A 12535-nucleotide genomic window follows, 5' to 3' on the forward strand; every position below is an offset into this window, starting at 1 on the left:
TTCGCTCTGCCTTTTATAAGATTCCTTTCCTTTTTTCTAATATCAAATCTTTGATAGAAATTAAGAAGACCGCCGATAAAATCATAAACATACCAGCAAAATCTACGAGATAAAATTGCTCGTGCATAAGGAGAAAAGCAAAAAATACAGCCGATATAGGCTCAACAGCCGCTAGAAGGCTTGATTTTACAGGTCCGACTAGACTGGTTCCTTTGAGAAATAGTGTATAAGCGAGGATTGTCCCCACTAAAATAATCCCAGCTAAAGCTAGATACACTTCCATGGATAATCGCCAATGAAAATGCAAGATACCGCTGAATGGTATCAGAACAAGGCCTGCGAACATCATCCCCACTCCAATCACCGGAATACTGCCCCATGTCTTTATCAGCTGAATCGGAATAAGAATATATAAAGCGTAAGTGAAGGCTGCAAACAATCCCCAGAACAATCCTGCTGGCGTGACAGATAATTGATTAAGCTGTCCGTGGGTAGCAATCAAAAAGGTTCCACCAGCCGCTAATATCATAGATAACACCTCTGTCACAGTAGGGGCAACACGGTCTTTGATACAAGTGTAAGCAAGGATTCCAACCGGACAGACATATTGTAAAACAGTAGCCGTTCCTGCATTGCTTTCGTAAATAGACTTTAAATAAGCAAATTGATTGAGCAACAATCCTAACAAAGCAAACAATGCTAAAGACATTATTGCTTTTCGGTCTTTTATCATTTCAATCAATTTTCTACGATTAGCTAGCACCATATACAATACCAACAAAGCCCCTGCGATTAGAAGTCGGATATTTGTTAAAACTAAAACCGGAAATCCATGCGCCATCAAGTATTGTCCGCTCATCCCAGATAATTCCCATGCAATTCCTGCGACTAAGGTTAAAATGGTGCCCTTTGGCTGTCTTTGACATTCCACTTCTCCCTTTCATCGTATGATTATAACACAAAAAATCAGCCGAAACGACTGATTTTTTATATTTTACAATTTTTCCAACTCTTGATTGAGCAGTTTTTGAGCTACTTGTGGATTAGCTTGGCCTTTGGTAGCTTTCATGAGCTGACCAATCAGTGACTTAGCTGCATTTTTGTTGCCGCCCTTGTAGTCATTGAGAGCTTTTTCATTGTTGGCAAATACTTCTTGGATGATTGGTAATAGCTGGGCTGGGTCTGAGATTTGGACCAGACCGGCTTTTTCTACATATTCCTTGGCTGATCCACCATTCTTCGCCAAATGAACAAAGACTTTTTTGGCAATTTTAGAAGAGATAGTGCCATCTGTAATCAAAGCAATCATTTCTGTCAGATTTTCCGGTGTCAACTCAATCTCTGCGATAGTCTTGCCCTCAGCATTGAGGTACTGAGCCACTTCACCTTGCAGCCAGTTTGACACAGTTTTTGCGTCTCCGCCTGCTGCTACCGCAGCTTCAAAGAAGTCTGAGAGATTTTTCGTTGCCGTTAATTGTTTGACATCATAGTCTGATAGTCCGAAGTCAGCTTTATACTTAGCCCGACGTTCTTTTGGAAAAGCTGGTAAATCTGAGCGCACCGCCTCAATCCAGCTGTCATCAATCTCAAAGATTGGCAGGTCTGGCTCTGGGAAATAACGATAATCTGCCGAACCTTCCTTGACTCTCATCAAAAGAGTCTCACCTGTCGCTTCGTCATAACGGCGAGTTTCTTGACGAATCTGTCCACCGCTACGCAAAATCTCAGCCTGGCGTTTTTCCTCAAAAGCCAAGCCCTTGCGGACAAAGTTAAAGGAATTAAGATTTTTTAGTTCTGTCTTGGTGCCAAATTCTTCTTGGCCATAAGGTCGGATAGAAATATTTGCGTCGACCCGCATGGAGCCTTCCTCCATCTTGACATCGGAAATACCCGTGTATTGGATAATTTCTTTGAGCGCTGTTAAGTAAGCGTAAGCTTCTTCTGGACTGCGCATGTCAGCTTCTGAGACAATCTCGATCAAAGGCACTCCTTGACGGTTAAGGTCAACATAAGAATAACCGTCACTGCCATGGGTATTCTTGCCAGCATCCTCTTCCAAATGAGCCCGCTCAATGCGAATTTTTTTAGTCGTGCCGTCTTCTAGCTCGATTTCAATCCAGCCATTATAGCCAATGGGCTCATCAAATTGAGAAATTTGATAGGCTTTAGGATTATCTGGATAAAAATAATTCTTGCGGTCAAAGTGCATTTTTTGATGAATGTCCATATTGAGCGCCAGAGCAGCCTTGATCCCGTAATCAATAACTCCCTTATTCATTACTGGCAAGACACCTGGAAAAGACCAGTCAATGATATTGGTGTTGGTATTTGGATCTTCCCCGAAATGAGCCGGTGCTGGTGAGAAAATTTTTGAATTTGTTTTTAATTCAACATGGACTTCCAATCCAATAATCGTTTCAAAGTTCATTATTTTTCACCTCCAAAAATGACTGGCTTTTGCTTGTGGTAATCTGTCGTTGCTTCAAAAGCAGCTGCGACTTGGTAAATCGTTTCTTCATCAAAGTGGTTACCAATCAGCTGCAGACCAACAGGAAGACCATCTGCAAAGCCAGCTGGGATCGAAATACCCGGCAGGCCAGCCAGATTGACTGGAATGGTCAAAAGGTCGGCCAGATACATGGCTACCGGATCTTGGTTTTGACTGCCCAAGTCATATGCTACCGTCGGTGCAGTTGGGCCTAAGATCAAATCATATTTTTCAAAAACCTTGGCAAAATCTTGCATAATGAGCGTCCGAACTTGACCCGCCTTTTTGAAATAAGCATCATAATAACCAGACGATAAACTGAACGTTCCTAGCATAATTCGGCGCTTGACTTCCTCACCAAAACCTTGGCTGCGAGATTTGACATAGACATCTTCTAAGTTTTCAATCTCTTCTGCCCGATAGCCGTAGCGAATCCCGTCAAAACGTTGCAAGTTGGAACTGGCTTCAGAAGAAGCGATGATATAGTAAACTGCAACACCGTACTTACTATGCGGCAGGCTGACTTCTTCAACAATTGCTCCCAGACTCTCCAAATGCTGAGCAGCCGCTAAAATGCGTTCTTTGACTTTTTCATCAATTCCATCGCCCATGTATTCTTTGGGAAGAGCGATTTTCAATCCTTTAATCTCTCGACCAATCTTGCTAGTGAAATCAGGAACAGCTCGTTGAGAAGAAGTTGAGTCTTTTTTGTCATTGCCTGCAATCACTCCCAAAAGCTGAGCATTTTCTTTGACCGTCCGAGAAAATGGTCCAATCTGATCTAGCGAGCTACCAAAAGCAATGAGACCAAACCGAGAAACTCGTCCATAAGTTGGCTTGAGACCAACCACTCCGTTAAAGGAAGCTGGCTGACGGATCGAACCTCCGGTATCAGAACCTAGAGACAGGCGAACTTGACCAGAAGCAACTGCTGTCGCTGAACCACCAGATGAACCACCTGGAACTTTTGTAGCGTCCCAAGCATTTTTCGTAGTCTTAAAATAAGAGTTTTCGCTAGAACCACCCATGGCAAATTCGTCCATATTGGTTTTACCAACGATAATCATGTCCTTACTATAGAGTTTCTCCACACTGGTCGCATCGAAAATCGGTTTGTAATTGTAGAGAATTTTTGAGGCAGCTGTCGTTAGAATCCCCTTAGTAGAAATATTGTCCTTAACAGCCAGTGGAATGCCGCTCATGAGATTATCCGCATCAATTCCCTTTGCATCTACTGCTGCTGCCTGTGCCACCGCTTCTTCTTCACTAATCGTAATAAAACTATCAACTGCACTTTCTCGACTTTTCATATCTTCCAGAGTAGCTTTCGTCAGCTCAACTGCTGAAAGTTCCTTTTTGACAAGGAGATCATGCAATTCTTCAATTGTTTTTTGGTTTAAAGTCATTAGGCATCTCCTCCGTCATCTAGGATGGCAGGAACCTTGATATAGCCCCGCTCTTTTTCAGGTACATTTTGGAAAAGTTCTTCTCGATTCCAACCTGCAACTGCTACATCTTCACGCATATAGTTGACATTTTCTGCCACGTTTGATGTAAAAGGCACTCCAGTTGTATCAACTTCGTTTAACAACTCCACCATGTCCACAATTTTTGACAAAGTTGTCGCAAATTCTGCTGTTTCTTCAGGTGAAAAAGCTAATTTTGACAAGTGAGCAACATGCGTTACTTCCTCTTGAGTAATTTTCATCTCTGTTTCCTTTCTCTTCTTTTATTTTTCAGCATAACTGAAAAATAATCGTCTTCTTATTTTATCACAAATAGGCTTAGTTCTTCAATTCCAAATGCAGGTCTTTCAGCTGTCTTTGGTCAACCAAACTTGGACTTTCCAGCATCGGATCAAAGCCAGTACCATTCTTCGGAAAGGCGATGACTTGGCGGATATTTTCTTCCCCAGCTAAAATCATAACCAAACGATCTAAGCCTAGAGCCAAGCCGCCGTGCGGTGGGAAGCCGTATTCCAAGGCTTCCAGGAAGAAACCAAAGTCCCGCTCATAGTCTTCTCGGCTCATGCCTAATAGCTCAAACATGGCCTCCTGAGCTTTCCGGTCGTGAATACGAAGGCTTCCTCCACCAATTTCATAGCCATTCAAGACAATGTCGTAGGCATGGCTGCGAAATTGACCTGGCTCTTGCCCATCTTCAAAAATCCCCTGTGTGAAAGGATGGTGCATGGCTTGATAGCGGTTTTGGTCCTCATTCCACTCCAGCAGGGGCCAGTCCACAACCCAGAGAAAGTTCAGCAAGCTCTGGTCGATCAAATCAAGATGTTTTGCCACTTCTAAACGCAAGTACCCTAGAGCTTCTTGAGCTTGTCTTTTCTTGGCAATAACTAGCAAAAGTAAATCACCGTCTTGTGCTTTAAATTGCTCTATGAAGGCAGCTACTTCTGTTTCAAAAGTCGAAGCCAAATCCCCTTGAAGCCCACCAGCTTCCACCGTAACGCTTGCAAACCTACTAGCTCCAAATCCTTTCATTTCCTGATAGAAATGACTAAGCTGCTTTTTAGTGAATGCGTTCGCAGCATTAGGAACACAGATACCCATCACTTCCTCTTGGTTATCCAAGGCTTTCTTGATGAGAAGCGATTCATTTGCTTGGCACAAATCCGTCAAACTCTTCAGCTCTAAACCAAAGCGCGTATCTGGCTTATCAGAGCCGAAGCGGCTCATAGCCTCTTCATAGCTAATAGTTGAAAAAGCTTCTGTTAGCTCTAAACCATGAGTTTTCTTAACAACAGCTTTGAGCATGCCTTCAACAAGTCTGCGAATGTCTTCCTCACTAACAAAACTCATTTCCATATCAACCTGAGTAAACTCAGGCTGACGATCTCCTCGTAGATCCTCATCCCGAAAGCAGCGAACAACTTGATAGTAACGCTCCAGACCAGCTCCCATTAGGAGTTGCTTCAGCATTTGCGGACTTTGAGGCAAGGCATAAAATTGATTTTTAAAAACTCGACTAGGAACCAAAAAATCTCTAGCTCCTTCCGGTGTAGACTTTGTCAAGTAAGGAGTCTCCACTTCCATAAAATCCTTACCGTTTAAATAGTCACGAATTGTGCTGGTTACTTGATGACGAAGTTTGAGGTTCTCTGTCATCTTACTCCGACGCAAATCTAGATAGCGATATTTCTGTCGCAAGTCTTCTCCTGTATGGGCGTGCTGATCGAGTTCAAAGGGAAGAGACTTACTGTTTGCAAGGATTTGAATAGCCTCCGCTCGTAGCTCCACCTGTCCAGACTTGATAGCTTTGTTGACAAAGCGACTTTCTCGTTTGACAACCTCTCCCGTAACAGAGATAACATCTTCCTTATGTAGATGATCAATTCCCGCAAAAGCTGGGCTATCGCCTGCGACAAAAACTTGAAGTAGTCCTTCTCGGTCTCTTAGCTCTATAAAAGCTAATTTCCCATGATTTCGGATATTGGCAACCCATCCGGTCGCTGTCATTTTCTGACCAACCTGTTCTAAACCGTAGTTTCCGATAAAAACTTCTTTCATGTTCTCTACCTCTTTCTAAATTCATGTTCAGTTTAATCACCAATTTACCACAAATTACATATAGAAATCTACGCCCATAGATCTAATGCTATAAAGCATTAAGCAATTTGGGGTTACAGATTCTGTCCAAAGGACAAAACTGCATCCACTCCTCTATGTGCTAAGAATTATAAGGAACATAGACTTTACTGCGTAAATCTATGTCCATAGCTCTAGACTCTAAAGCATTAAGAACGATGGAAAAACGGCTTTCGCCTGTAAAACAGACGAAAGCCGTGGTACCACTGTTATTCGTTGCATTGCAACCTCTGGCTCGTAACGTGAGCAGCCGTTTGTGCTTTGATTCACACAAATCATTCGCAACAATATAATAGTTTTAAACAATATTATCTTTTGTCATAAATAGCATAGAAAAAACCATTTTATCATTGACAGTATGTTCTTCGGATTTTGCTTTCTTGGTGCTGCTCTCAGCTTTCAGCACTTTCTGTGCAAGTCAGCAAGCCTACTCTACTGCTTTTTTACTTTTAAATTGTTATCTATTATAGTCGAACCTAAAACATTTTGCAAGTGATTGAGAGCAAATTTATGATTTTCTTCAGAAAGAGAAGCTACCGCAGGTTCTACCACCTCAATTTGATACCCTAAATTGTAGGCATCGATTGCCGTATGCAGGACGCAAATATCCGTCAAGACTCCTGTCAGAATCACCGTGTCTACTTTTCTTTCTCGCAGACGTATATCCAAATCTGTGCCGGAAAAGGCAGAATAATGACGCTTATCCATCCAAAAGACTCGAGAGTCCGCTTGATAGGTTTCATAAAAGTCAGCCAATGGTCCATAAAGATTGCGTCCACTAGTTCCTTTGATATTGTGTGGTGGAAAGAGTTTACTTTCTGGGTGGAAAGTATCTCCTTCGTCATGCGCATCAATTGCAAAAAAGATATAATCTCCTCGCTCAAAAGCTGCCTCGGTCACTTGGGCAATAGCTTCAGAAATTGCCTGAGCTGGAGCTCCAGCTGTCAACTTGCCATCATCTGCCACAAAATCCACCGTATAATCAATCGAAATCAATGCTTTTGTCATCAGTAGTCTCTCCTTTTAATCTCTTCAAAGACATCGGGAATAAGGACTTTAAGGTAGGTTCCTTTCATTCCTAAAGAACGACTCTCAATAATGCCTGCACTCTCTAGTTTACGCAAAGCATTGACAATCACTGAGCGAGTAATCCCAATACGATCTGCAATGACCGATGCTGTCAACTGTCCTTCATTACCATTTAGTTCACCTAAAATAGCTGAAACAGCTCGTAATTCTGAATAAGATAGCGTATTCACAGCCATGGTTACAGCTGTTCTGCGGCGAATATTTTTTTCATCTTCTTCTCGTTGGAAGTTGAGTAGCTGAATCCCAACTACTGTACTTGCAATTTCAACTAAGATCAAGTCATCATCATCAAATTCTTTATCATTTCGCCAAACAATCAATGTTCCTAAGCGAATCCCTGATACATGAATAGGCGAAATCGTCGTCAAGCCATCTGGAAATTCATCTTTGGTTTCGACTGGAAAAATAGATAAAGCATGATTGACAGGAAGATTAGCTTCTGTATCATACATCAAATTCGCTGTGCGAACATACTCTTCTGGGAAGATTTTTGTTTGATAAAATGCTTCCACCCGGTCATTATTCGTCTTGTAGCGCATAAAATACCCCAAAAGACGACCCTTGCTGTTTACAATACAAGCATTGCAATCCATAATCTCAGCTAACTGCTGAGTAATAGCATTGTAAGGCAATTCTTCCTGTAAGCGCTCATCTGAACGACGCAAAATAGATGTAATTTTTCGTGTTTTTGCTAATAAGTTTGCCATAATTTACCTCGCATATAATCTTATTGATTATACCATAAAACGCTTTATTCTTCAACAATTATCTGAAAATTGTTTATTGAAACACAATTAAGTCTCATTAACTTTTTCAAAACTCCTCAATCCGCATTTCCAATACCAAAAAAGCAACCTTTCGGCTGCCTGTATGATTATCTTCGATATTGCCTTAAGAAACGCGTCATCTTTTCTTGGATCTGTGCTAATTCATCTACACGTGGCAGATAAACGATACGGAAATGATCTGGGTCTTTCCAATTAAATCCGCGTCCGTGCACCAGCAAAATCTTTTCTTGCTTTAAGAAATCAAGCACGAATTGTTCGTCATCATCCACTTGATACATTTCTCTATCAATTTTTGGAAAAATATACAGTCCTGCTTTAGGTTTGGTCGCAGACAAACCTGGAATTTCATTGATAGCCTTGTAAATAAAATTCCGTTGCTCATAAATGCGACCACCAGGAAGTAACAATTCGTCTACTGACTGATAACCTCCAAGAGATGTTTGGACCACATGCTGAGATAAGACGTTTGAGCACAAACGCATATTTGACAGCATATTTAGCCCTTCGATATAATCTTTCACATGAGATTTTGGACCTGAAAGCACCATCCAGCCTACGCGAAAACCTGCGATACGGTGCGATTTAGACAAACCGTTCATACTAACACAGAAAAGATCAGGAGCTAAACTTGCGATAGCTATATGCTTTTCACCGTCCATTACTAAACGATCATAAATCTCATCCGCAAAAATAATCAAATTATTTTGTCGTGCAATTTCAACAAGATATTCTAGGACTTCCTTAGGATACAAGGCACCGGTCGGATTGTTTGGATTGATAACGACAATAGCCTTTGTATTAGAAGTAATCTTTGATTTGATATCTTCTATATCTGGATACCAATCCGCCTGCTCATCACAAAGATAATGAACCGCATTGCCTCCTGCTAAGCTAACAGCAGCTGTCCAGAGCGGATAATCAGGCATTGGCACTAGAACTTCGTCCCCATTATCCAGCAAGCCCTGCATTGACATAACAATCAGCTCGCTAACCCCATTACCAAGATAAACGTCCTCAATATCGACATTTGGAATATTCTTCAACTGACAATACTGCATAATGGCTTTCCGAGCAGAAAAAATTCCTTTCGAGTCTGAATAACCCTCACTATCACGCGCATTCATAATCAAGTCATGGATCACCTCATCTGGTGCCGTAAAACCAAATTCGGCAGGATTTCCTGTATTCAAACGGAGGATCTTCTCACCATTTGCACGCATTCGCATGGCTTCTTCTAGGACTGGACCACGAATATCATAAGCTACATGTTCTAACTTTGTCGATTTATTAAATTCTTTCATCGAACTTTTCCTCATTTCAAAAGAGTCAATTTATTATAACGCAATTTTTCTAAAAAATCTAAAAAAGTTCTTGTAAAGTCTGCCTGAAAATACTTTACTTTTTTCATGTAAAGGGTTACAATATTAGTAAAGAAAGAATGGAGGTATCCCTATGCTACAAAGATATCAAAACATTATGGTCGCTGTTGATGGTTCTCACGAAGCTGAGCTTGCTTTTGAAAAAGGGGTAAATGTGGCACTAAGAAATAATTCACGTCTCACAATCGCTCACGTTATTGATACACGTGCATTGCAAAGTGTTTCCACATTCGATGCCGAAGTTTATGAAGAATTACAGGCAGATGCTAAAAAATTAATGGATGAGTATGCCCAAAAAGCAAAAGAAACTGGCGTCACAGACGTTGTCACAATTGTTGAAATGGGTAACCCTAAAACCTTACTTGCAACAGATATTCCAGATGAACAAAAAGTCGATCTCATCATGGTCGGTGCTACTGGGCTCAATGCCTTTGAACGTTTATTGGTCGGTTCCTCATCTGAATACATCTTGCGTCATGCAAAAGTTGACTTACTTGTTGTTCGTGATAAGGAAAAAACATTATAATCCAAAGATAAAGAGAGATTGGCATAAACCAGTCTCTCCTCTTTTTTATTCTTCATTTTTTTCACAATTCCGTTGATAAGCTTGAATTTGACGTTCAAGTTCTTTTTTGATAGCAGGCTCCGGTGCATAATTTTTTTCCCAATCATCTGGTTTTAAAATTTTATGAGTAACTGGGTCAAAGTGCGCTTTACCATCTGGGAAGAGTTTCCCCATATTCGCTTGGTGTACAATTTCAAATAAGCGCTCAGGATCTACTCCCATTAAAACAAAACTACCATAAGTAAAATATAGCATATCAATCAGTGCATCTACTTGTCCAACGAGAGACATCTCTGCATTACTCTTCTGTTTAACCTTATCGGAAGCTTTATCTATCGCTTTATGCAAATATTGAATAGACTGATTGAAAATTTCTTCTGACGGACTAGCTGCTCGTAAAAATTCCACTAGTTCTTCTACCTTGAAGCCTGCACGATGACGAGCACCCTCTGTTGTCCACAGGATGGGCTCTTCCTGCGTGCATTCATCCATTATCCCATGAAATTCTTTGACCTTATTAAAGTGGTGGTCGCTACTGACAAAGACTTTTTCACTCGCCAAAATACCAAAATGCTCCAAAGCCTTATGAATTCCGTCCTGACTATTACTGCTAGTAGTGTGTTTCGCAACTTCTTTCACTTGACTGGTTCCATTTCCCATGGCGATGGACATCCCAACCCCCGCTAACATTTCAACATCATTATCAGAATCACCAAAAGCCATGACTTGATTGATATCAAAGCCATATTCTTTTCCAACCAGCTTAATTCCCTCTAGCTTGGACATACCCTGATTGATAATGTCAGCCGCAAAAGGACTGCTGCGAGTAAATTTTAAATTTGGAAAATCGACTTCTATAGATTGTGTTTCTCTCGGAGTTGCCAACATTAACACTTGATAAATCGGCTCTTGAATAGATTTAAATAAATCATTCTGTTGTTGAGGAAGCGCCTTGCTGATTACATGATTGAAACTTTTATTAACCAAGTGTGTCATCTTTTTCGGAACAAAACGACTAGTCCATTGAGAAAATTTGCTCATGCCAAAACTCATAATTTTTGAGCCAACCACTCCTGATTCTGTTCCAAATGAAATTTCTATTTTATGCTGGTGAGCATACTGAATCAAGTGACGCAAGCTGGTTTTATCAATTGGCTTAGCAGAAATGACTTTATCTTTTGAAAAAATATATTGTCCATTATAGGTCACTGCAAAATCTAAATCCAACTGTTCCATAAAGGATTGGACAAAAAAGGGGCCTCTTCCTGTTGCTAAACCAACTAAAATACCTTGCTGTTTTAAACTATGGATCGCTTGTTCTGTGGATTTCAAGACCGTCCGACTATCATTTACTAATGTCCCGTCAATATCAAAAAAGACTGCTTTGATTTCCATTCATTTCTCATCTCTTTCTTTTATGATACAATAATTATAGCATAGATTCAGGAGAAGCTCACTTATGACCAAAAGAATTCTAGTTTTACATACTGGCGGTACTATTTCCATGCAAGCTGACACCACTGGAAAAGTCGTCACAAATGAACATAATCCCATGAACCATGTCGCAGTTCCTCTAGAAGGCATTCAAGTGACTGCTCTTGATATTTTCAATATTCCTAGTCCTCACATGACACCACAGCACATGCTGCAGTTGTACAAAAAAATCAAGGCAGATGGAAAGCATTTTGACGGTGTTGTGATTACTCACGGAACGGACACTCTAGAAGAAACAGCATATTTTTTGGATACGATGGAACTTCCAAATATTCCTGTTGTTTTGACTGGTGCCATGCGAAGCTCTAATGAACTAGGGAGTGACGGAGTTTACAATTACTTGTCTGCACTTCGTGTTGCAAGTGATGAAAAGGCACGCGGAAAGGGCGTTCTAGTAGTTATGAATGATGAAATCCATTCTGCTAAATACGTAACAAAAACACATACAACAAATGTCAGTACCTTTCAAACGCCAACTCATGGTCCACTTGGATTGATTATGAAAAAAGAAATTCTCTATTTTAAAACTGCCGAACCACGCGTACATTTTCATTTGAATAAGATTACTGGCTTGATTCCTATTATCCCCACCTATGCTGGAATGACAACCGAATTGCTGGATATGTTAGATTTGAAGAGAATAGACGGTCTCATCATTGAAGCCTTCGGAGCTGGGAATCTACCACAAGAAGTGGCACAAAAGCTCAGCCGTATGACTGCTTCTGGTCTTCCAATTGCATTGGTGTCTCGTTGCTTCAATGGTATTGCAGAGCCAGTTTATGCTTATGAAGGAGGTGGCGTGATGCTTCGTGAAGCAGGAATTATGTTTGTTAAAGAATTAAATGCTCCTAAAGCTCGTATCAAACTTCTCATCGCCCTTAACGCTGGACTTCAAGGGCAGACATTAAAAAACTACATAGAAGGCTAGATTCTTATATAAATAAAAAGCCTCGATTAATTCGAAGCTTCTTAGGAGATTTATGAAAAAAAGTTTTTTAACTCGCTTGTTTTTTTAGTTACCTACCATATATTTCTAATTCCTTTCTTGTTTTTTTGAATGTTTTGTTATAATTCACTTTAATGTTTACTGTCATTGGACTTACCTCTTTCTTTTTGATGAATTTAGTATAGTC

At 40.6% G+C, this 12535-nt stretch carries 11 protein-coding genes; 2 read left to right on the top strand and 9 right to left on the bottom strand.

Features of this window, described 5'->3' with window-relative positions:
- Window positions 1-13: 13 nt before the first annotated feature.
- The 8 genes from HMPREF1514_RS05670 to HMPREF1514_RS05705 form a co-directional block, all read right to left on the bottom strand.
- Entirely contained in the window at window positions 14-931 is a 918-nt protein-coding gene (locus HMPREF1514_RS05670) for a DMT family transporter (protein ID WP_037597913.1), read from the bottom strand.
- A gap of 63 nt (window positions 932-994) precedes the next feature.
- Window positions 995-2428, bottom strand: a complete 1434-nt coding sequence (gene gatB, locus HMPREF1514_RS05675) for an Asp-tRNA(Asn)/Glu-tRNA(Gln) amidotransferase subunit GatB (RefSeq protein WP_037597915.1) — start codon at window positions 2426-2428, stop codon at window positions 995-997.
- Window positions 2428-3894, bottom strand: a complete 1467-nt coding sequence (gatA, locus tag HMPREF1514_RS05680; RefSeq protein ID WP_037597916.1) for an Asp-tRNA(Asn)/Glu-tRNA(Gln) amidotransferase subunit GatA — start codon at window positions 3892-3894, stop codon at window positions 2428-2430. The genes gatB and gatA overlap by 1 nt, the downstream gene beginning before the upstream one ends.
- Window positions 3894-4196 carry an Asp-tRNA(Asn)/Glu-tRNA(Gln) amidotransferase subunit GatC gene (gene gatC, locus HMPREF1514_RS05685; RefSeq protein ID WP_003026120.1) on the bottom strand — a complete coding sequence of 101 codons (303 nt, stop codon included), beginning with the start codon at window positions 4194-4196 and terminating at the stop codon, window positions 3894-3896. Before gatC ends, gatA begins: the two co-directional genes overlap by 1 nt.
- A gap of 76 nt (window positions 4197-4272) precedes the next feature.
- Complete coding sequence (gene aspS / locus HMPREF1514_RS05690) at window positions 4273-6009, bottom strand: aspartate--tRNA ligase (RefSeq protein WP_037597917.1); 1737 nt, start codon at window positions 6007-6009, stop codon at window positions 4273-4275.
- A gap of 510 nt (window positions 6010-6519) precedes the next feature.
- The gene (locus tag HMPREF1514_RS05695; RefSeq protein ID WP_003031209.1) at window positions 6520-7095 is read right to left on the bottom strand and encodes a cysteine hydrolase family protein; all 576 of its coding nucleotides are present in this window, start codon (window positions 7093-7095) and stop codon (window positions 6520-6522) included.
- The gene (codY, locus tag HMPREF1514_RS05700) at window positions 7095-7883 is read right to left on the bottom strand and encodes a GTP-sensing pleiotropic transcriptional regulator CodY (protein WP_003070508.1); all 789 of its coding nucleotides are present in this window, start codon (window positions 7881-7883) and stop codon (window positions 7095-7097) included. Before codY ends, HMPREF1514_RS05695 begins: the two co-directional genes overlap by 1 nt.
- A 167-nt stretch (window positions 7884-8050) precedes the next feature.
- The gene (locus tag HMPREF1514_RS05705; RefSeq protein WP_037597918.1) at window positions 8051-9265 is read right to left on the bottom strand and encodes a pyridoxal phosphate-dependent aminotransferase; all 1215 of its coding nucleotides are present in this window, start codon (window positions 9263-9265) and stop codon (window positions 8051-8053) included.
- A 151-nt stretch (window positions 9266-9416) separates the two neighbouring features.
- Between HMPREF1514_RS05705 and HMPREF1514_RS05710 the strand changes: the two genes are divergently transcribed.
- Window positions 9417-9869 carry a universal stress protein gene (locus HMPREF1514_RS05710; RefSeq protein WP_003070511.1) on the top strand — a complete coding sequence of 151 codons (453 nt, stop codon included), beginning with the start codon at window positions 9417-9419 and terminating at the stop codon, window positions 9867-9869.
- A gap of 45 nt (window positions 9870-9914) precedes the next feature.
- Here HMPREF1514_RS05710 and HMPREF1514_RS05715 read toward each other — a convergent pair whose 3' ends face one another.
- Window positions 9915-11303: a Cof-type HAD-IIB family hydrolase gene (locus HMPREF1514_RS05715; protein ID WP_037597921.1), complete on the bottom strand. Its 1389-nt coding sequence runs from the start codon at window positions 11301-11303 to the stop codon at window positions 9915-9917.
- Between the two features lie 64 nt (window positions 11304-11367).
- Between HMPREF1514_RS05715 and HMPREF1514_RS05720 the strand changes: the two genes are divergently transcribed.
- Entirely contained in the window at window positions 11368-12330 is a 963-nt protein-coding gene (locus HMPREF1514_RS05720; RefSeq protein WP_037597924.1) for an asparaginase, read from the top strand.
- Window positions 12331-12535 lie beyond the last annotated feature (205 nt).

The sequence above is a fragment of the Streptococcus sp. AS20 genome (genome assembly GCF_000524255.1).
In the GTDB taxonomy this organism is placed as follows: domain Bacteria; phylum Bacillota; class Bacilli; order Lactobacillales; family Streptococcaceae; genus Streptococcus; species Streptococcus constellatus.

Excerpts from the sequence above, each read along its gene's own strand:
- HMPREF1514_RS05715 (WP_037597921.1), bottom strand. The coding sequence starts at position 11,303 with ATGGAAATCAAAGCAGTCTTTTTTGATATTGACGGGACATTAGTAAAT.
- aspS (WP_037597917.1), bottom strand. The coding sequence starts at position 6,009 with ATGAAAGAAGTTTTTATCGGAAACTACGGTTTAGAACAGGTTGGTCAG.
- gatA (WP_037597916.1), bottom strand. The coding sequence starts at position 3,894 with ATGACTTTAAACCAAAAAACAATTGAAGAATTGCATGATCTCCTTGTC.
- gatC (WP_003026120.1), bottom strand. The coding sequence starts at position 4,196 with ATGAAAATTACTCAAGAGGAAGTAACGCATGTTGCTCACTTGTCAAAA.
- HMPREF1514_RS05705 (WP_037597918.1), bottom strand. The coding sequence starts at position 9,265 with ATGAAAGAATTTAATAAATCGACAAAGTTAGAACATGTAGCTTATGAT.
- gatB (WP_037597915.1), bottom strand. The coding sequence starts at position 2,428 with ATGAACTTTGAAACGATTATTGGATTGGAAGTCCATGTTGAATTAAAA.
- HMPREF1514_RS05720 (WP_037597924.1), top strand. The coding sequence starts at position 11,368 with ATGACCAAAAGAATTCTAGTTTTACATACTGGCGGTACTATTTCCATG.
- HMPREF1514_RS05695 (WP_003031209.1), bottom strand. The coding sequence starts at position 7,095 with ATGACAAAAGCATTGATTTCGATTGATTATACGGTGGATTTTGTGGCA.
- HMPREF1514_RS05710 (WP_003070511.1), top strand. The coding sequence starts at position 9,417 with ATGCTACAAAGATATCAAAACATTATGGTCGCTGTTGATGGTTCTCAC.
- codY (WP_003070508.1), bottom strand. The coding sequence starts at position 7,883 with ATGGCAAACTTATTAGCAAAAACACGAAAAATTACATCTATTTTGCGT.